The organism is Variovorax saccharolyticus (genome assembly GCF_030316765.1).
GTDB lineage: Bacteria > Pseudomonadota > Gammaproteobacteria > Burkholderiales > Burkholderiaceae_C > Variovorax > Variovorax saccharolyticus.
In genome coordinates, this window is sequence record NZ_JASZYT010000002.1 from 831,074 (window position 1) to 851,250 (window position 20,177).

Sequence of the window (20,177 nt, forward strand, 5' to 3'; positions counted from 1 at the left end):
ATGGCAAAGAAACGCCCTTCCGAGAGGTTCGATCTCACGCTGTCCCTGCAGCGCCTCGGCCGGCAGTTCCAGGGCCTGAATCCCAACGACCCGGCGGCCTGGCCCCCGGTGCCGCGCTACGCCCTGTGCGTCGCGGTGGCGGTGGTGGTGCTGGTGGCGCTGTGGTTCTTCTGGCTGACCAATTCGAACGACGAGCTCGAGGCCGAGCGCTCCAAGGAAGTCACGCTCCGCGCGGACTACCAGAAGAAGGTGGCGCAGGCGGCCAATCTCGACCTGCTCAAGAAGCAGCGCGAGCAGGTGCAGCAATACGTCACGCTGCTCGAGAAGCAGCTGCCCAGCAAGGCCGAGATGGATGCCCTGCTGTCGGACATCAACCAGGCCGGGCTCGGCCGCAGCCTGCAGTTCGAGTTGTTCCGTCCGGGCGGGATATCGGTCAAGGACTACTACGCCGAGCTCCCCATCGCGGTCCGCGTGACTGGCCGGTACCACGACATGGGCGCCTTCGCGGCCGACATCGCGAACCTGTCGCGCATCGTGACCCTCAACAATGTCTCGCTGGCACCGCAGAAAGATGGCGCGCTGGTCATGGATGCCACGGCGCGGACCTATCGCTACCTCGACGAGGAAGAGCAGGCGGCACAGAAGCGGGCGGCCGCCGCGGCTGCGGGGGCGAAGAAGAAATGAGAACGCTCAGCTTTCTATGGATTGCCGTTGCGGCGGTCGGCCTGACCGGCTGCCTGGGCTCCGAGCAGGAAGACCTTCGGCGCTGGATGGCAGAGCAGCGGGCGCAGGTGAAGCCCAATGTGCCGCCCATCACGGAGCCGAAGAAGTTCACTCCGCAGGCCTACACCGAAGGTGCGGCCATCGACCCGTTCAACATGCAGAAGCTGACGCAGGCGCTGCGCCGCGACTCGGCTCAGCCCAGCACTTCGGGTCTCATCGCGCCGGAGCTGGCGCGCCGCAAGGAAGCGCTGGAAGCCTTCCCGCTCGACTCGATGGCGATGGTGGGCAGCTTGAGCCGCAACGGCGAGCCTGTGGCGCTGATCACCGTCGACAAGCTGCTCTACCAGGTGCGGGTCGGCAACTATCTGGGACTCAACTACGGGCGCATCACCCGTATCAGCGAAACCGAACTCGGCTTGCGTGAAATCGTGCAGGACGCCGCCGGTGAATGGATCGAACGCGTGGCGACGCTGCAGTTGCAAGAGAGGTCGAAATGAACCAACAAAAATCAAAGCTCGCGCAGTGGCTGCGCGTGGCCGGTGCGGCGGTCGTGGCATTCAGCGCGGCAGCCGTCGTGCATGCCCAGAACGCGATCGAATCGGTCACGAGCTCGATGCAGTCCGGCGCCGAAGTGATCCGGATCGACTTCAGTCAGCCGCTGGCAGCGGCGCCGACCGGCTTCGCGATCCAGTCGCCGGCACGCGTCGCCCTCGACTTCCCGGGCGTGACCAATGCGATCGGCCGCAACGCGATCGAGGTCAACCAGGGCAACCTGCGCTCGGTCAACGTGGTCCAGGCCGGCGAGCGCACCCGACTGGTGCTGAACCTCAAGCAGGCGACCGCGTACAAGACAGAAATCCAGGGCAAGTCGCTGCTGGTCTCGCTCGAGCCAGTGGCCGGTGCCGCGCTGGTCAGCTCGACCCCCTCGGCCTTTGCCGAGAACCGCAACCGCGACATGCTGCCCCTGCGCGACGTGGATTTCCGCCTCGGCAGCGACAACACCGGCCGCGTGATCGTCGACCTGGCCAACAACCAGGTGGGCGTCGACATCCGCCAGCAGGGCAAGAACCTGGTGGTCGAATTCACCAAGTCGACCTTGCCTGAAGGCCTGCGCCGCCGGCTCGACGTCTCCGACTTCGGCACGCCGGTGCAACTCGTGACCACCCAGCAGGTCGGTGACCGCGTGAGGATGGTGATCGAACCGCGCGGCGAGTGGGAGCACAGCGCCTACCAGAGCGAGAACCAGTTCGTGGTCGAGGTGCGCCCGCGCAAGATCGACCCGACCAAGCTCACGCAAGGCGTCGGCTACAACGGCGAAAAGCTGTCGCTGAACTTCCAGAACATCGAGGTCCGCTCGCTGCTGCAGGTGATTGCCGACTTCACGAACTTCAACATCGTCACCTCCGACTCGGTCACCGGCTCGCTGACCCTGCGCCTGAAGGACGTGCCCTGGGACCAGGCGCTGGACATCATCCTGCAGGCCAAGAACCTGGGCATGCGCAAGAACGGCAGTGTGCTGTGGATCGCGCCCAAGGACGAGATCAACGCCAAGGAAAAGATGGAGTTCGAGGCCCAGGCCGCGATCCAGAACCTGGAGCCGCTGCGCACGCAGTCCTTCCAGCTCAACTACACCAAGGCGCTGCAGATCGCCCAGGGCCTGACCGGCACTGGCGCCAGCGGCGGCGGCGGCGGTGGCGGCTCGACCACCCGCATCCTGAGCCCGCGTGGCAGCGTGATCGCCGAAGCCCGCACCAACCAGCTGTTCGTGTCGGACATCCCGTCGCGGCTGGTGCAGGTGGCCGAGCTGATCCAGAAGCTGGACATCCCGGTGCGGCAGGTGCTGATCGAGGCGCGCATCGTCGAAGCCGCCGACACTTTCGGCAAGTCGCTCGGCGTGAAGCTCGGCGGCGGTATCGCCGGCGGTTCGGTCGGTTCGGTCAACGGCAGCAACATCTTCGGCAATGCCGGCGTGATGCCGGTCGTGACGCCAGGCCTGAACGGCAATCCCTCGCAGGCGCTGACCACCTTCACGAACTCCAACTTCGTGAACCTGCCCTCGACCGGCGTGTCGGGCAACGGCAACGCGCCCGGCACCTTCGCGATCTCGCTGTTCAATTCGAGCTTCTCGCGGATGCTGAACCTCGAGATCTCGGCCCTCGAAGCCGACGGCAAGGGCAAGGTGGTGTCGAGCCCGCGTGTCGTGACCGCCGACCAGACCAAGGCGCTGATCGAGCAGGGCACCGAACTGCCCTACCAGGTCGCGACCTCCAGCGGCGCCACCTCGATCGCCTTCCGCAAGGCGAACCTGAAGCTCGAGGTCACGCCCCAGATCACGCCTGAGGGCAACATCATCCTGACGCTCGACGTCAACAAGGACACGGTGGGTCAGCCGACCACCGCAGGCTTCGCAATCAACACGAAGCACGTGCAGACCGAGGTGCTGGTCGAGAACGGCGGCACGGTCGTCATTGGTGGTATCTTCGAACTCACCGAATCCAACGACGAATCGCGCATCCCGGTGCTCGGCGAAGTGCCCTATGTGGGCGCGCTGTTCCGGACGCGCACTCGCACTGCCAACAAAACTGAAATGCTCGTCTTCATCACCCCGAAAATGATCACCGACCGCAACGCTGCGCGCTGAGGCGCAGCGTTCGCAGCCTTGCATGGCGGTCGCACTCGTCGGCTTGCCCGGCGCCGGCAAATCCGCGATTGGCCGGCGCCTTGCGCAGCGCCTTCAGCTTCCCTTCGTCGACAGCGATCACGTCATCGAAGAGCGGATCGGCTGTTCCATTCGCGACTTTTTCGAGCGCGAGGGCGAAGCCAGTTTCCGGGATGTCGAGCAGTCGGTCATCGCCGACCTGGCCGCGGCGCCGCATGGCGTGGTGGCCACCGGTGGGGGCTGCGTGCTGCGGGAGGCCAATCGGCAGATCTTGCGCGCGCATTTCCATGTGCTCTACCTGCGTTCGCTGCCCGAGGAACTCTTCCGCCGGCTGCGCCACGACGTCAAGCGTCCGCTGCTGCAGGTGGCCGACCCGCTGGGCCGGCTGCGCGAGCTCCACGACGCACGCGATCCGCTCTACCGCGAAACCGCCCATGAAACAGTCGAAACCGGGCGGCCGTCGATCGCGGTGGTGGTCAACATCATCGTGATGCAGCTCGAACTGGCCGGGGTCGTGACGGCACCCGGCCCCGGCGGCAGCCTGTCGGAGGACTGAGTGGCTCCCACGCTCGTCAGGGGGCGCAAACCGGCTTGGGGCGGCCCGGCGCCGGTCTGAGCCAAGGCGGCCGGGCGAGCCCCTAAACTCGGGGGATGTCATTGATTGCCCCCGAAAGCGTCGAGATCCGGCTCGGCGAGCGCAGCTACCAGATCCTGATCGGCAGCGGCCTGCTCGGCGATGCGCGCCATTTCGCCACGGTCCCTGCGGCAGCCAGCGCCCTGATCGTCACCAACACCACGGTGGCGCCGCTCTACGCGGCGGCGCTGCGGTCGGCGCTGGCCGGCCGCTACCGCGAGGTCCATGTGCTCGAGCTGCCCGACGGCGAGGCGCACAAGGACTGGCCGACCCTGAACCTGATCTTCGACGCGCTGCTCGCCCGCGGCGCCGACCGCAAGACCGTGCTGTTCGCGCTGGGGGGCGGGGTGGTCGGCGACATGACCGGCTTCGCGGCCGCCAGCTACATGCGTGGCGTGCCCTTCGTGCAGGTGCCGACCACCTTGCTGGCGCAGGTCGATTCTTCGGTCGGCGGCAAGACCGCGATCAACCACCCCCTGGGCAAGAACATGATCGGCGCCTTCTACCAGCCGCAGCTGGTGCTGTGCGACCTGGCGACGCTGGCCACCCTGCCGCCGCGCGAGCTCAGCGCCGGGCTGGCCGAGGTGATCAAGTACGGCCCGATCTACGACATGGACTTCCTGGCCTGGATCGAGGATCACATCGACGCACTGGTCGGCCGCGAGCCGGCCGCCCTGGCCCACGCGGTCAGGCGCAGCTGCGAGATCAAGGCCGAGGTCGTGGGCCAGGACGAGCGCGAGGCCGGCTTGCGCGCGATCCTCAATTTCGGCCACACCTTCGGCCATGCGATCGAGTCCGGCCTTGGCTACGGCGAGTGGCTGCACGGTGAGGCGGTCGGCTGCGGCATGGTCATGGCGGCCCACCTGTCTCAGCGCCTGGGCGGCATCGACGCGGCCTTCGTCGAGCGGCTGACCGCGCTGGTCCGGCGCGCCGGCCTGCCGGTGGTCGCTCCGGCCCTCGGTGCCGAGCGCTATCTGGAGCTGATGCGCATCGACAAGAAGTCGGAGGCCGGGGAGATCCGCTTCGTGGTCCTCGACCGGCCCGGCTCGGCGGTCGTGCGCAGCGCGCCCGACGCGATGGTGCGCGAGGTGCTGGCGCAATGCGTCGGCGCCTGAACGCACGGGCGCCGCGCCGATGACCCTCGCGCCCTACGCCAGCGACCCGGCCCGTACGCGCGGCCGGCGCCACGCCGAGGCGCCGGCGCCGACCCGCGACGCCTTCCAGCGCGACCGCGACCGGATCGTCCATTCCACCGCTTTCCGGCGCCTGGTCTACAAGACCCAGGTGTTCCTGAACCATGAGGGCGACCTGTTCCGGACCCGCCTGACCCATTCGCTCGAGGTCGCCCAGCTGGGGCGGTCGATCGCGCGGGCGCTGGGCCTCAACGAGGACCTGGTCGAGGCGATCGCGCTGGCCCATGACCTGGGCCACACGCCATTCGGCCATGCCGGCCAGGATGCGCTCGATGCCTGCATGCAGGCGCACGGCGGCTTCGAGCACAACCTGCAGAGTCTGCGTGTGGTCGACGAACTCGAGCATCGCTATCCGCAATACGACGGCCTCAACCTGAGCTTCGAGACCCGCGAAGGCATCCTCAAGCACTGCTCGCGTGCCAATGCCGAACGCATCGAGGCCGAGGAGCCGGGCGGGGTGGGGCGGCGCTTCCTCGATCGCACGCAGCCCGGGCTCGAGGCGCAGCTGTGCAACCTGGCCGACGAGATCGCCTACAACGCGCATGACATCGACGACGGCGTGCGCTCCGGCCTGATCAGCATCGAGCTCCTGGGCGAGGTCGGCCTGTTCGAACGCTACCGGCGCGAGGCCCTGGCCGAGCACCCGGGGCTCGAGGGCCGAAGGGTGCTCTACGAAACCATCCGCCGGATGCTCAGCGCCCAAGTCTACGACGTCATCGATGCCACGCGCAGCGCCATCGAGTCGACCGCGCCGGCCGACGCCGATGCGGTGCGCCGGAGCGAGCCGCTGGTGCTCTTCAGCGCCGTGATGCGATCGGAATCCACCGAGCTGAAGCGTTTCCTGTTCCGCAATCTCTATCGCCATCCGCAGGTCACGCAGACCGCAGACCGGGCGCAGGCCGCGGTGCGGGTGTTGTTCGCCGCCTACCTCGCCGCGCCCGGCGAAATGCCCGAGGCCTTCGTCCGTCGCAGCGACCGCCATCGTGGCGTGGCGGACTACATCGCCGGCATGACCGATCGGTTCGCGATCCGCGAATACGAACGCCTCACGAGGCAACGGTGGGTTCAATGAGCCGCCCGAAGGTCCCGGTCGCGGCGCTCGCCGTGGTCGCAGGCGGCGTCGCCGCCGCGCTGCACATCGGCAAGCTGCCGCCGGCCGTGCCCGCCTTGCAGGCGACGCTCGGCATCGGATTGGTGCAAGCCGGCTTCCTGCTCTCGCTGGTGCAGGTCGCGGGCATGACCCTGGGCCTCGGCGTGGGCCTGGCCGCCGACACCGTGGGCCTTCGGCGCAGCATGCTGGGCGGCCTGGCGCTGCTCAGTCTTGCCAGCGCCCTCGGCGGCGGTGTCGGTGCCTGGGTCGACGATCCGGCGCGGGCCTTTGCCTGCCTGCTGGCGCTGCGGGCCCTCGAGGGCGTGGGCTTTCTCCTGGCCGTGATGCCGGGACCCGGCTTGATCCGCGCCATCGCGCCGGCGGGTGCCGACAAGGCGGCGATCGGCCTCTGGGGCGCCTACATGCCGCTCGGTGTCGCCTTGGCGCTGCTCGCCGGGCCGTGGCTGATCGCCGGGGCGGGATGGCCGGGCTGGTGGTTGGCGTTGGCGGCAACCTCGGCCGCTGCGGCGCTGTGGGTGGTGCTGGCGGTGCCGGCCGACCGGGCCCGGCGAAGCCCGGAAGCGGCGCCCGCGGTCGAAGGTTGGTCGACCAGGCTGCGGGACACGCTGAGCGCGGGAGGTCCGTGGACGCTGGCGCTCGCGTTCGCGGTGTACGCCTCCCAGTGGATCGCGGTGATCGGCTTCCTGCCGGCCATCTACGTCGACGCGGGCATCCCCGGCGGCTGGACGGCCGCCCTGACCGCGCTCGCGGCGGCGCTCAACATCATCGGCAACGTGGTGGGCGGGCGGCTGCTCCAGCGCGGCGTGGCGCCGGTGCGGCTGTTGCGCTGCGGCTTCGTCGTGATGGCGCTCGGCAGCGTCGCGGCCTTCGTGCGGATCGGTGCGCCCGAGGCCGCCTGGAGCCTGCCGCCCGCACTGCGCTACCTGGCGATCTGCATGTTTTCGCTCGCCGGCGGCATGGTGCCGGCAACGCTCTTCATGCTCAGCGTGCGGCTCGCGCCGGGAAAGTCCACGGTCTCGACCACCGTCGGCATGATGCAGCAGGCTTCATCCTTCGGCCAGTTCGTGGCGCCACCGGTCGTGGCCTGGCTCGCGCATCGCGCCGGCGGCTGGCAATGGACCTGGATCGTGACCCTGTCCTGCTCGCTCGCGGGCCTGGCCCTTGCGGCCCGGCTTGCGCTGCCCATACCGCGCAGGGAGGTCGCATGAGGAACGCCCAGGACATCACGGCGGCGCAGGCCGAAGCCGACACCCGGCGCTGGCTGGAGCGCGCCGTGATCGGGCTCAACCTGTGCCCCTTCGCCAAGGCGGTGCACGTGCGGGGCCAAGTGCACTATGCCGCCTATCTGCCGGCCGACGAGTCCGGCCTGATCGACGCGCTGCTCGCCGAGGCCGAGGCGCTCTCGGCAATCGACGCTTCCGCGCGCGACACTACGCTTCTGATGGCACCGAACACCTTGTCCGACTTTCTGGATTTCAATGATTTCACGGCGCTTGCCGAGCGACGCCTCGCGCGCGCGGGCTTCGACGGGGTGCTGCAGCTGGCCAGCTTCCACCCGCGCTTCCAGTTCGGCGGCACCGAGCCGGACGACATCACGAACGCCACCAACCGCGCACCGCACCCGACCTTGCACCTGCTGCGCGAGGACAGCGTGAGCCGGGCGGTGGATGCCTTTCCGGAGGCCGAGGCGATCTTCGGGCGCAACATCGAGACGCTCGAAGCGCTTGGCATCGAGGGCTGGACCGCACTCGACGTCGGACCCGGGAGTGCGCGATGAACAAGGCTGCGAAAGCGAGCCGGGCCGAAGCTGAGGTGCTGAGCGAACTGCGCCCGGGGCAGTCGGTCGAACTGCTCAAGGAGCTCCACATCCTCACGCGGGAGGGCCGGCTCAACCAGGACTCGCGCCGCAAGCTCAAGCAGGTCTACCACCTGTTCCAGTTCATCGAGAAGCTGCTGCGCGAACTGCCCGACCAGGGTGCGCAGGCTTCGCTGGCGGACCACGGCGCCGGCAAGTCGTACCTGGGCTTCATCATCTACGACTTGTTCTTCAAGCAGGGCGGCGCCGGCCATGTCTATGGGATCGAGACCCGTGCCGATCTGGTCGACAAGTCGCGCCTCCTGGCCGGGCGGCTGGGTTTCGAGCGCATGGACTTCCTCAATCTGACGGTGGCCGAGTCGGCGACGGCGGCGCAGCTGCCTGAACGGATCGACGTCGTGACCGCGCTCCATGCCTGCGACACCGCCACCGACGACGCGATCGCTTTCGGGCTCGCGAAGAAGGCACGCTACATGGTGCTGGTGCCTTGTTGCCAGGCCGAGGTCGCGGCCTGCCTGCGCGAGACCAAGGCGCTGGCGCTCTCGCGCACGCCGCTGGCCGAGCTCTGGCGCCATCCGCTGCACACCCGCGAGATCGGCAGCCAGCTCACCAACGTGCTTCGCTGCCTGTACCTCGAAGCCCATGGCTACCAGGTCACCGTGACCGAACTCGTGGGCTGGGAGCACAGCATGAAGAATGAACTCATCATCGCGCGCCATACGGGGCAGCGCAAAGCCAGCGCGGCCGATCGCCTGCGGGAGCTGCTCGACCAGTTCGGCCTGGCCTCGCTGCTGGAGACGCGCTTCCGGCTGCCCTGAGCCTCTGCGCACGTCGCTCGATCCTCCCGCGCTGTCTCACGCGACTCCTGCCATGGCACGATTGCCCCGCCTCACGCTCGCCGGCCAGCCGCACCACGTGATCCAGCGCGGCAACAACCGGCAGGCGATCTTCCTGGACCGCGCCGATCGCGAGATGTTCCTCGGCCTGCTGGGTGAGAACGCCGTCCGCTTCGGCATCGCGCTGCATGCCTACGTGCTGATGGAAAACCACTTCCATCTGCTGGCGACACCGTCGACTGCCGACGGACTTCCGCAGTGGATGCAGTCGGTGGGCCGGCGCTACGTGCGCTACTTCAACGACCGGCACGGCCGCAGCGGCACGCTATGGGAAGGGCGATACAAGTCGACCCTGATCCAGACCGACCGCTACCTGTTCGCCTGCATGGCCTACATCGATCTGAATCCGGTTCGCGCCGGGATGGTGGACGAGGCGCGCGAGCACCCGTGGTCCAGCCATGCCCACTACGCCGGCCTCGCGCACGACCGGCTGCTGACACCGCATCCGCTCTACTGGACCCTCGGCAACACGCCCTTCGCCCGCGAGGCGGCCTATGCCGAAATGGTGCGTGCGGGCGTTCCGGCCGCCGCCCAGGCCCTGCTGACGGACGCCACCCTGCACGGCTGGGCCGCCGGCGACCCGGATTTCGTCGATTCGTTACAAAAAACCACAGGCCGCCGTACATCGAAAGCGCGCGCAGGCAGGCCTCCGCTGCCGCGCACGCCCTAGCAAAACTCGCGAAACTGCCGACCAGGCTTGGTGATGTTGCTATTGATTTTGATGTGTCCCCAATTTGTAGTCGACAAAATTTCTCGGAATTTAATTGGAATCTGACCCCAATTAAAGGATTTGGCATTATTTGTGCAAAGCAATATGCTCCTTTTCCCTGCGAAAACTGAAGGAGCACGCCCATGACGACGGCTGCCGAGATCCAGCATCTCCAACAAAACGGTCTTTATTCCGCCGCTGACGAGCACGACGCCTGCGGCGTCGGCTTCGTGGCCCACATCAAGGGCGAGAAAAGCCACGCCATCGTGCTGCAGGGCCTCAAGATTCTCGAGAATCTGGACCACCGCGGCGCAGTGGGCGCTGACAAGCTCATGGGCGACGGCGCCGGCATCCTGATCCAGCTGCCCGACCTGCTGTACCGCGAAGAAATGGCCAAGCAGGGCGTGACCCTGCCGCCGCCCGGCGAATACGGCGTCGGCATGATCTTCCTGCCCAAGGAGCACGCCTCGCGCGAGGCCTGCGAGCAGGAGATGGAGCGCGCGATCAAGGTCGAAGGCCAGGTGCTGCTGGGCTGGCGCGACGTGCCGGTCAACCGCGACATGCCGATGTCGCCCAACGTGCGCGCCAAGGAGCCGCTGCTGCGCCAGGTCTTCATCGGCCGCGGCAACGACGTCATCGTGCAGGACGCGCTGGAGCGCAAGCTCTACGTGATCCGCAAGACCGCCAGCGCCAACATCCAGCGCCTGAAGCTCAAGCACAGCAAGGAATACTACGTTCCGAGCATGTCGAGCCGCACAGTGGTCTACAAGGGCCTGCTGCTGGCCGACCAGGTCGGCACCTACTACCTCGACCTGCAGGATCAGCGCTGCGTCTCGGCGCTGGGCCTGGTGCACCAGCGCTTCTCGACCAACACCTTCCCCGAATGGCCGCTGGCCCACCCGTACCGCTATGTCGCCCACAACGGCGAGATCAACACGGTCAAGGGCAACTACAACTGGATGAAGGCGCGTGAAGGCGTGATGTCCTCGCCGGTGCTGGGCGCCGACCTGCAGAAGCTCTATCCGATCAGCTTCGCCGGCCAGTCCGACACCGCCACCTTCGACAACTGCCTCGAACTGCTCACGATGTCCGGCTACCCGATCAGCCAGGCCGTGATGATGATGATCCCGGAGCCCTGGGAGCAGCACGCCACCATGGATCCGCGCCGCCGCGCGTTCTATGAGTATCACGCCGCGATGCTCGAGCCCTGGGACGGCCCGGCCTCGATCGTCTTCACAGACGGCCGCCAGATCGGCGCCACGCTCGACCGCAACGGCCTGCGCCCGTCGCGCTACTGCGTGACCGACGACGACCTGGTCATCATGGGCTCCGAGTCCGGCGTGCTGCCGGTGCCCGAGCAGAAGATCGTCCGCAAGTGGCGCCTGCAGCCCGGCAAGATGTTCCTGATCGACCTCGAGCAGGGCCGCATGATCGACGACGAGGAAGTCAAGGCGACGCTGGCCAACAGCAAGCCCTACAAGCAGTGGATCGAGAACCTGCGCATCAAGCTCGACAGCGTCGAGGCCGAGACGGTGCAGGCACCGGCCAGCGAGGTCAGCCTGCTCGATCGCCAGCAGGCCTTCGGCTACACGCAGGAAGACATCAAGTTCCTGATGAGCCCGATGGCAGCGGCCGGCGAGGAGGGCATCGGCTCGATGGGCAACGACAGCCCGCTGGCCGTGCTGTCGAACAAGAACAAGCCGCTCTACAGCTACTTCAAGCAGCTGTTCGCACAGGTGACGAACCCGCCGATCGACCCGATCCGCGAGGCGATCGTGATGTCGCTGGTGTCCTTCATCGGACCCAAGCCGAACCTGCTGGACATCAACCAGGTCAACCCGCCGATGCGGCTCGAAGTGAGCCAGCCGATCCTCGACTTCGCCGACATGGCGAAGCTGCGCGACATCGGCAAGTACACCCAGGGCAAGTTCAAGAGCTACACGCTCGACATCACCTACCCGCTGGCCTGGGGCGATGAAGGCGTCGAGGCCAAGCTGGCCTCGCTGTGCGCCGAAGCGGTCGATGCCATCAAGGGCGGCCACAACATCCTGATCGTGAGCGACCGCGGCGTCGGCCCGACCCAGGTCGCGATTCCCGCGCTGCTGGCGCTGTCCGCGATCCACCAGTACCTGGTGCGCGAAGGCCTGCGCACGACCGCCGGCCTGGTGGTCGAGACCGGCTCCGCGCGCGAAGTGCATCACTTCGGCGTGCTCGCGGGCTACGGCGCCGAAGCCGTGCACCCGTACCTGGCGATGGAAACGCTGGCGGCGATGCACGAGGACCTGTCGGGCGACCTGAGCGCCGACAAGGCGATCTACAACTACGTCAAGGCGGTCGGCAAGGGCTTGTCGAAGATCATGTCGAAGATGGGTGTCAGCACCTACATGAGCTACTGCGGCGCCCAGCTGTTCGAGGCCATCGGCCTCAACACCGAGACGATAGAGAAGTACTTCACCGGCACCGCCAGCCGGGTGCAGGGCATCGGCGTGTTCGAGATCGCCCAGGAAGCGATCCGCATGCACAAGGCGGCCTTCAGCGACGATCCGGTGCTCGCCCACATGCTCGACGCCGGCGGCGAGTACGCCTGGCGCACGCGCGGCGAGGAGCACATGTGGACGCCCGACGCGATCGCCAAGCTGCAGCACAGCACGCGCGCCAACAACTTCAGCACCTACAAGGAATACGCGCAGCTGATCAACGACCAGAACCGCCGGCACCTGACGCTGCGCGGCCTGTTCGAGTTCAAGATCGATCCGGCCAAGGCGATTTCCGTCGACGAGGTCGAGCCCGCGAGCGAGATCGTCAAGCGCTTCGCCACCGGCGCCATGTCGCTCGGCTCGATCAGCACCGAGGCGCACGCGACCCTGGCGGTGGCGATGAACCGCATCGGCGGCAAGAGCAACACGGGTGAAGGCGGGGAAGACCCGGCGCGCTACCGCAACGAGCTCAAGGGCATCCCGATCAAGCTGGGCGACACGCTCAAGAGCGTGATCGGCGAGGCCAATGTCGAGGTCGACCTGCCGCTCAAGGACGGCGACTCGCTGCGTTCGCGCATCAAGCAGGTGGCCTCGGGCCGCTTCGGCGTCACGGCCGAATACCTGTCGTCGGCCGACCAGGTGCAGATCAAGATGGCACAGGGCGCCAAGCCCGGCGAGGGCGGCCAGCTGCCCGGCGGCAAGGTCACGAAGTACATCGGCCAGATGCGCTACTCGGTGCCGGGCGTGGGCCTGATCTCGCCGCCGCCGCACCACGACATCTACTCGATCGAGGATCTGGCGCAGCTGATCCACGACCTGAAGAATGTCGCGCCGCATGCCAGCGTCAGCGTCAAGCTGGTGAGCGAAGTGGGCGTCGGCACGATCGCCGCGGGCGTCGCCAAGTGCAAGAGCGACCACGTCGTGATCGCCGGCCACGACGGCGGCACCGGCGCTTCGCCGTGGTCGTCGATCAAGCACGCGGGCAGCCCGTGGGAAATCGGCCTCGCCGAGACCCAGCAGACCCTGGTGCTGAACCGCCTGCGCGGCCGCATCCGGGTGCAGGCCGACGGCCAGATGAAGACCGGCCGCGACGTCGCCATCGGTGCCTTGCTCGGCGCCGACGAGTTCGGCTTCGCGACCGCGCCGCTGGTGGTCGAGGGCTGCATCATGATGCGCAAGTGCCACCTGAACACCTGCCCGGTCGGCGTCGCCACGCAAGACCCGCTGCTGCGCAAGAAGTTCTCGGGCAAGCCCGAGCACGTGGTCAACTATTTCTTCTTCGTCGCCGAGGAAGTGCGCCAGATCATGGCCCAGCTCGGCATCCGCAAGTTCGACGACCTGATCGGCCGCGCCGACCTGCTGGACACCAAGACCGGCATCGAGCACTGGAAGGCCCGCGGCCTCGATTTCAGCCGTCTGTTCGCACAGCCGAACGTGCCGGCCGACGTGCCGCGCTTCCATGTCGAGAACCAGGAGCACGGCCTCGAGAAGAGCCTCGACGTGAAGCTCATCGAGCGTTCGCGCCCGGCGATCGACAAGGGCGAGAAGGTGCAGTTCATCGAGGTGGCGCGCAACGTCAACCGCTCGGTCGGGGCGATGCTCTCGGGCGCGCTGACCAAGGTGCATCCGCAGGGCCTGCCCGACGACTCGATCCGGATCCAGCTCGAAGGCACGGGTGGCCAGTCCTTCGGCGCCTTCCTGGCGCGCGGCATCACGCTCTACCTGATCGGCGACGCCAACGACTACACGGGCAAGGGCCTGTCGGGCGGCCGCGTGGTGGTGCGCCCGAGCCTGGACTTCCGCGGCGAGGCGGCGCGCAACACGATCGTCGGCAACACCGCGCTGTACGGCGCGACCACCGGCGAGGCCTACCTCTGCGGCGTCGCCGGCGAGCGCTTCGCGGTCCGGCTGTCGGGCGCCACCGCGGTGGTCGAAGGCACCGGCGACCATGGCTGCGAGTACATGACCGGCGGCACGGTCGCGGTGCTCGGCAAGACCGGGCGCAACTTCGCGGCCGGCATGAGCGGCGGCGTGGCCTTCGTCTACGACGAGGACGGCCAGTTCGCCTCGCGCTGCAACCTCTCGATGGTGTCGCTCGACAAGGTGCTGACCTCGGCCGAGCAGACCGCCAGCGTGCACCGCAAGGTCTGGCACGAAGGCGAGACCGACGAGGCGCAGCTGCGCAAGCTGCTCGAGGAGCACCACCGCTGGACCGGCAGCAAGCGCGCGCGCGAACTGCTCGACAACTGGGCGGTCTCGCGCACCCGGTTCGTGAAGGTCTTCCCGAACGAATACAAGCGCGCGCTGGCCGAGATCCACGACCGCGAGGTCGAGGTCGCCAGCAGTGGCAACAACGCGCATGCGGGCATGGAGCCGCATGCGGCCGCCAGCAAGCCAGTCACGGCCTAACCCGAGCAACAACACTTTCACGCTCCGTGCCAGCTTGCTGTCGGCGCTTTCTCTCCCTGCGGGGAGCACCGCGGAACCGGCTTTGCCGGGCCGCTGGTGCTGCCCCCGGATGGGGGGAGGCGGCTACACGAAGTGAGCAAGCAGCGGGGGCGAACTAAGGAATCACGATGGGAAAAATCACCGGCTTCATGGAGCATGAGCGCATCGAGGAGGGCTACAAGCCCGTCGACGAGCGGGTCAAGCATTACAAGGAATTCGTGGTCGGCCTGGACGAGGCGCAGGCCAAGGTGCAGGGCGCGCGCTGCATGGACTGCGGCACGCCGTTCTGCAACAGCGGCTGCCCGGTCAACAACATCATTCCGGACTTCAACGACCTGGTGTACCGGGCCGACTGGGAGAGCGCCTTCGTGGTGCTCGACTCGACCAACAACTTCCCCGAGTTCACCGGCCGCATCTGCCCGGCGCCTTGCGAGGCTGCCTGCGTGCTCAACGTCAACGACGATCCGGTCGGCATCAAATCGATCGAGCACGCGATCATCGACCGCGCCTGGGACGAAGGCTGGGTCGCGGCGCGCCCCGCCAAGCACAAGACCGGCAAGAAGGTCGCGGTGGTCGGATCGGGCCCGGCCGGCATGGCGGCGGCGCAGCAGCTGGCACGCGTCGGCCACGACGTCACGCTGTTCGAGAAGAACGACCGCATCGGCGGCCTGCTGCGCTATGGCATCCCCGACTTCAAGATGGAGAAGGTTCACATCGATCGCCGCGTCGAGCAGATGAAGGCCGAAGGCGTGACCTTCCGCACCGGCGTGATGGTCGGCGCGGCCAAGGATCCGCTGGGCAAGGGCTCCAAGGTCACGAACTGGGCCAAGGAAACCGTCACGCCCGAGCAGCTCGACAAGGAGTTCGACGCGGTGCTGCTGACCGGCGGCGCAGAGCAGTCGCGCGACCTGCCGGTGCCCGGCCGCGACCTCGACGGCATCCATTTCGCGATGGAGTTCCTGCCGCAGCAGAACAAGATCAACGCCGGCGACAAGGTCAAGGGCCAACTGCGCGCCGACGGCAAGCACGTGATCGTGATCGGCGGCGGCGACACCGGCTCCGACTGCGTGGGCACCAGCAACCGCCACGGCGCGGCCAGCGTGACCCAGTTCGAGCTGATGCCTCAGCCGCCGGAGGAAGAGAACCGCCCGATGACCTGGCCCTACTGGCCGTACAAGCTGCGCACCAGTTCCAGCCACGAAGAGGGCTGCGAACGCGAGTTCGCGATCTCGACCAAGGAGTTCATCGGCGAGAAGGGCAAGGTCACCGGCCTGAAGACGGTCCGCGTCGAGTGGAAGGACGGCAAGATGGTCGAGGTGGCCGGCAGCGAGCAGGTGCTCAAGGCCGACCTGGTGCTGCTGGCCATGGGCTTCGTGAGCCCGGTGGCCAACGTGCTGGACGCCTTCGGGGTCGAGAAGGACGCCCGCGGCAACGCCCGTGCCAGCGTCGACTTCATCGGCGGCTATGCGACCAATGTGCCCAAGGTGTTCGCCGCCGGCGACATCCGCCGCGGCCAGTCGCTGGTGGTGTGGGCGATTCGCGAGGGCCGCCAGGCGGCGCGCTCGGTCGATGAATTCCTGATGGGATTCAGCGACCTGCCGCGCTGAATTGTCCCCCACGCTCCCTCACTGCGTGTAGTGGCTGCCCCCCGAGGGGGGCCGCAGGCCGCCTTGGGGCGGCCCGGCGCCGGCCTGACCTGGCCCCCACGCTCCCTCACGCGGGCCTGACCGGCCCTGTCGCTCATTCCAATCAGATTTCTCTGAGACGGGCAGGGTTCGTGCTTCCCTTATCATTGAGCGTTACCGCGAGCCGGGATGTCCTCAGGGGCGCCCCGGCTTTTTCATTGCCATGGACCCTGCACCTTCCACATCCCTCGTTGAATTCCACGACGTCGTCTTCGGCTACGGTGATCGCGCGATCCTCGACGGCGTCTCGTTCTCGGTGCCGCGCGGCAAGGTGACGGCCCTGATGGGCGCTTCGGGCGGGGGCAAGACCACCGTGCTGCGGCTGATCGGCGGCCAGGTGCGGGCCCGCCGCGGCCAGGTGCGGGTCAACGGCGAGGACATGGGCAAGCTGGCGCCCGCCGCCCTCTACGCGGCCCGGCGCCGTATGGGCATGCTGTTCCAGTTCGGTGCGCTCTTCACCGACATGAGCGTGTTCGACAACGTCGCCTTTCCGCTGCGCGAGCACACCGGCCTGCCCGAAGGTCTCATTCGCGACATCGTGCTCATGAAGCTCGACGCGGTCGGACTGCGCGGCGCCCGCGAGCTGATGCCCAGCGAGGTGTCGGGCGGCATGGCGCGGCGCGTGGCGCTGGCGCGGGCGATCGCGCTCGACCCCGACCTGGTCCTGTACGACGAGCCCTTCGCCGGCCTCGACCCGATCTCGCTCGGCACCGCGGCCCGGCTGATCCGGCAACTCAACGACACGCTGGGCCTGACCAGCGTGGTCGTGTCGCACGATCTCGAAGAGACCTTCCGCATCGCCGATCACGTGATCATCCTGGCCAATGGCGGCATCGCGGCCCAGGGCAAACCGGAGGAGGTGCGTGTCAGCACCGATCCGCTGGTCCATCAGTTCGTCAATGCACTGCCCGAGGGGCCGGTGCATTTCCATTACCCCGCGGTCGGCATCGAGGCCGATTTCGGGAACTCGCAGGGGGGGCGCGAATGAGCTGGTACAAGCCGGCCGACGTGGGCTTCGCCGTGCGCGGCAAGTTGGCCGACCTCGGGCTTGGAGCGCGCCTGTTCCTGCAGCTCGCGTTGCGCGGTGCGCGCAGCCTGCGCCGTTTCGGGCTGGTGCGGGACCAGATCCATTTCCTCGGCAACTATTCGTTGGCGATCATCGCGGTCTCGGGACTGTTCGTCGGCTTCGTGCTGGGGCTGCAGGGCTATTACACGCTGCAGCGCTACGGTTCGTCCGAAGCGCTCGGGCTGCTGGTCGCCCTGAGCCTGGTGCGCGAACTCGGCCCGGTGGTGGCGGCCCTTCTGTTCGCCGGGCGCGCAGGCACTTCGCTCACGGCCGAGATCGGCCTCATGAAGGCCGGCGAGCAGCTGAGCGCCATGGAGATGATGGCGGTCGATCCGGTGCAACGCATCCTGGCGCCGCGCTTCTGGGCTGGCGTGATCACCATGCCGCTGCTGGCGGCGGTCTTCAGCGCGGTCGGCGTGATCGGCGGCTACGTGGTCGGCGTGCTGATGCTGGGCGTCGATCCGGGCGCCTTCTGGGGCCAGATGCAAGGCGGCGTCGACGTCTGGCGCGACGTCGGCAACGGCGTCGTCAAGAGCATCGTCTTCGGCATCGCCGTGACCTTCATCGCGCTGCTGCAGGGCTTCCAGTCGCAGCCGACGCCCGAGGGCGTGTCGCGCGCCACGACGCGCACCGTGGTGGTCGCTTCGCTCAGCGTGCTCGGGCTCGATTTCATGCTGACCGCCATGATGTTCAGCATTTAGGGCCCCACGCCCATCGTTCAGAGAGAGTGCACACATGCAACGTACCAACAATGACATCTGGGTCGGCCTTTTCGTGCTGATCGGCGGCGCCGCGCTGCTTTTCCTGGCGCTGCAGTCGGCCAACCTGCTGGGCCTCAACTTCCAGAAGACCTACGCGGTGACCGCGCGCTTCGACAACATCGGCGGCCTCAAGCCCCAGACCGCGGTCAAGAGCGCCGGCGTGGTGGTCGGGCGTGTCGAATCCATCACGTTCGACGACAAGAACTTTCAAGCGGCCGTGACGCTGGCGCTGCAAAATCGCTACAGTTTCCCCAAGGACAGCTCTTTCAAGATCCTGACCAGCGGCCTGCTCGGCGAGCAGTTCATCGGGATCGAGGCCGGCGCCGACGAAAAGACCCTTCAGGCCGGCGACGTCGTGACCGATACCCAATCAGCCGTCGTGCTGGAAAACCTGATCAGCCAGTTTCTGTACAGCAAGGCGGCAGAAGGAAGCACGCCGTCCGGTAACGCCAACAACAAGAAATGACACCACGATCCACTCTCGCCGGCTCGGCCGCGCGCGCCCGCATCGGCTCCGGCCTGCGTGCCGCCTGCGCCACCGGCGTTCTCGTTCTCGCCGCCGGCTGCGCGACCGGCCCGAACGCCAATCCCGCCGACCCGCTGGAGCCGCTCAACCGACAGGTCTATCGCTTCAACAACGCGCTCGACGACGCGATCCTGAAACCGGCTGCGACCGTCTACGTCAAGGTGCTGCCCTCGCCGGTGCGCACCGGCGTGAACAACTTCTTCGGCAACCTCTCGGATGTCTGGAGCTTCGCCAACAGCGTGGCGCAGCTGAAACTCGAGAACAGCGCCCAGACCTTCATGCGAGTGAACGTCAACACCGTGTTCGGCCTCGGCGGCATCCTCGACGTTGCCACCGAAATCGGCATCGACCGGCACAGCGAGGACTTCGGCCAGACTCTCGGCCGCTGGGGCGTTCCGCCGGGCCCGTACATCGTCTTGCCGTTCCTGGGCCCGTCGACCCTGCGCGACACGGTCGCGCTGCCGGTGGACGTGATGGGTGATCCGGTCGACTCTGTCGCCGACATCGCGGTGCGCAATTCGATGTACGCTCTGCGCCTGGTCGACATCCGCGCCAACCTGCTGAGGGTGGGCCAGCTGCTCGAGGACGCCGCACTCGACCGTTACACCTTCACGCGCGACGCCTTCCTGCAGCGTCGCCGCAGCGAGGTTCACGATGGAAACCTGCCGGACGACGGCAACTAGGGCCATCGCCGCGGGCTATGGCCCTTGCATTCGGTTGCAGCCCCGGTGCACACCATGGAACCCTGGAGGCCGGGCGGTCTCCAAACCGTCAGGGCGCTGGCCCTGCTTTTGACTACAAGGGATTGACTCGATGAATCAGATTCTTCAACGCCGGACTTTCGGACGCCTGGCCCTGGCAGGCCTGCTGCTGGCAGGCGCCGCAGTCGGATTCGTGCGGCCGGCCCAGGCTGCCGACGAATCGCCGGATGTGCTGGTGAAGCGCTTGTCCGTCGATGTGCTGGACACCATCAAGGCCGACAAATCGATCAAGACCGGCGACATCGACAAGATCATGCAGCTGGTCAACACCAAGATCATGCCGAACGTGAATTTCCTGCGCATGACGGCTTCCGCGGTCGGCCCGGCCTGGCGCCAGGCGACGCCGGAGCAGCAGAAGCGGCTCGAGGATGCGTTCAAGACCTTGCTGGTGCGCACCTATGCGGGCGCGCTCGACCAGGTCAGCGACCAGACGGTCGTCGTGCGCCCCTTCCGCGGCTCGCCCGACGACAAGGAGGTGCTGGTGCGCACCGAGGTCAAGGGCAGCGGCGACCCGGTGCAGCTCGACTACCGGCTCGAAAAGACGCCAGGCGAGGCCGGTGGCTGGAAGATCTACAACATCAATGTGCTCGGCGTGTGGCTGGTCGACACCTATCGCACCCAGTTCGCGCAGCAGATCAACAGCAAGGGCATCGATGGCCTGATCGCTGCGCTCGAGGCGCGCAACAAGAGCAACGGCAAGGGCTGAGCCGGC

At 67.4% G+C, this 20,177-nt stretch carries 17 protein-coding genes; all 17 read left to right on the plus strand.

Going from position 1 to position 20,177, the window contains the following annotated elements; all coding sequences use genetic code 11:
* On the plus strand, positions 1–684 hold the full coding sequence (locus QTI45_RS10040; RefSeq protein ID WP_286654236.1) for a type IV pilus inner membrane component PilO: 684 nt from the start codon (positions 1–3) through the stop codon (positions 682–684).
* Positions 681–1,220, plus strand: coding sequence for a pilus assembly protein PilP (locus QTI45_RS10045; protein WP_286369072.1), 540 nt, complete (start codon positions 681–683; stop codon positions 1,218–1,220). Before QTI45_RS10040 ends, QTI45_RS10045 begins: the two co-directional genes overlap by 4 nt.
* Positions 1,217–3,364 (plus strand): type IV pilus secretin PilQ, encoded by a 2,148-nt coding sequence (locus QTI45_RS10050; RefSeq protein WP_286369073.1) that lies wholly within the window; start codon positions 1,217–1,219, stop codon positions 3,362–3,364. Before QTI45_RS10045 ends, QTI45_RS10050 begins: the two co-directional genes overlap by 4 nt.
* 22 nt (positions 3,365–3,386) lie before the next feature.
* Positions 3,387–3,938 carry a shikimate kinase gene (locus tag QTI45_RS10055; protein WP_286654237.1) on the plus strand — a complete coding sequence of 184 codons (552 nt, stop codon included), beginning with the start codon at positions 3,387–3,389 and terminating at the stop codon, positions 3,936–3,938.
* A 95-nt stretch (positions 3,939–4,033) separates the two neighbouring features.
* Positions 4,034–5,131, plus strand: a complete 1,098-nt coding sequence (gene aroB / locus QTI45_RS10060; RefSeq protein WP_286654238.1) for a 3-dehydroquinate synthase — start codon at positions 4,034–4,036, stop codon at positions 5,129–5,131.
* Between the two features lie 19 nt (positions 5,132–5,150).
* On the plus strand, positions 5,151–6,281 hold the full coding sequence (locus QTI45_RS10065) for a deoxyguanosinetriphosphate triphosphohydrolase (RefSeq protein WP_286654239.1): 1,131 nt from the start codon (positions 5,151–5,153) through the stop codon (positions 6,279–6,281).
* Positions 6,278–7,528, plus strand: coding sequence for an MFS transporter (locus tag QTI45_RS10070; RefSeq protein WP_286654240.1), 1,251 nt, complete (start codon positions 6,278–6,280; stop codon positions 7,526–7,528). The genes QTI45_RS10065 and QTI45_RS10070 overlap by 4 nt, the downstream gene beginning before the upstream one ends.
* Complete coding sequence (locus QTI45_RS10075) at positions 7,525–8,097, plus strand: DUF1415 domain-containing protein (protein ID WP_286654241.1); 573 nt, start codon at positions 7,525–7,527, stop codon at positions 8,095–8,097. Before QTI45_RS10070 ends, QTI45_RS10075 begins: the two co-directional genes overlap by 4 nt.
* Positions 8,094–8,954 (plus strand): class I SAM-dependent methyltransferase, encoded by an 861-nt coding sequence (locus QTI45_RS10080; protein WP_286654242.1) that lies wholly within the window; start codon positions 8,094–8,096, stop codon positions 8,952–8,954. Before QTI45_RS10075 ends, QTI45_RS10080 begins: the two co-directional genes overlap by 4 nt.
* A gap of 52 nt (positions 8,955–9,006) precedes the next feature.
* Positions 9,007–9,702, plus strand: a complete 696-nt coding sequence (locus QTI45_RS10085; RefSeq protein ID WP_286369080.1) for a transposase — start codon at positions 9,007–9,009, stop codon at positions 9,700–9,702.
* A gap of 182 nt (positions 9,703–9,884) precedes the next feature.
* Positions 9,885–14,627: a glutamate synthase-related protein gene (locus tag QTI45_RS10090; protein ID WP_286369081.1), complete on the plus strand. Its 4,743-nt coding sequence runs from the start codon at positions 9,885–9,887 to the stop codon at positions 14,625–14,627.
* A 167-nt stretch (positions 14,628–14,794) separates the two neighbouring features.
* Positions 14,795–16,273 (plus strand): glutamate synthase subunit beta, encoded by a 1,479-nt coding sequence (locus QTI45_RS10095; RefSeq protein ID WP_286654243.1) that lies wholly within the window; start codon positions 14,795–14,797, stop codon positions 16,271–16,273.
* A 241-nt stretch (positions 16,274–16,514) separates the two neighbouring features.
* Entirely contained in the window at positions 16,515–17,339 is an 825-nt protein-coding gene (locus QTI45_RS10100; protein WP_286654244.1) for an ABC transporter ATP-binding protein, read from the plus strand.
* The gene (gene mlaE, locus QTI45_RS10105) at positions 17,336–18,118 is read left to right on the plus strand and encodes a lipid asymmetry maintenance ABC transporter permease subunit MlaE (protein WP_286369084.1); all 783 of its coding nucleotides are present in this window, start codon (positions 17,336–17,338) and stop codon (positions 18,116–18,118) included. The genes QTI45_RS10100 and mlaE overlap by 4 nt, the downstream gene beginning before the upstream one ends.
* 34 nt (positions 18,119–18,152) lie before the next feature.
* On the plus strand, positions 18,153–18,644 hold the full coding sequence (gene mlaD / locus QTI45_RS10110) for an outer membrane lipid asymmetry maintenance protein MlaD (RefSeq protein ID WP_286654245.1): 492 nt from the start codon (positions 18,153–18,155) through the stop codon (positions 18,642–18,644).
* Complete coding sequence (locus QTI45_RS10115) at positions 18,641–19,387, plus strand: MlaA family lipoprotein (protein ID WP_286369086.1); 747 nt, start codon at positions 18,641–18,643, stop codon at positions 19,385–19,387. The genes mlaD and QTI45_RS10115 overlap by 4 nt, the downstream gene beginning before the upstream one ends.
* A 130-nt stretch (positions 19,388–19,517) precedes the next feature.
* The gene (locus tag QTI45_RS10120) at positions 19,518–20,171 is read left to right on the plus strand and encodes an MlaC/ttg2D family ABC transporter substrate-binding protein (protein ID WP_286369087.1); all 654 of its coding nucleotides are present in this window, start codon (positions 19,518–19,520) and stop codon (positions 20,169–20,171) included.
* Positions 20,172–20,177 lie beyond the last annotated feature (6 nt).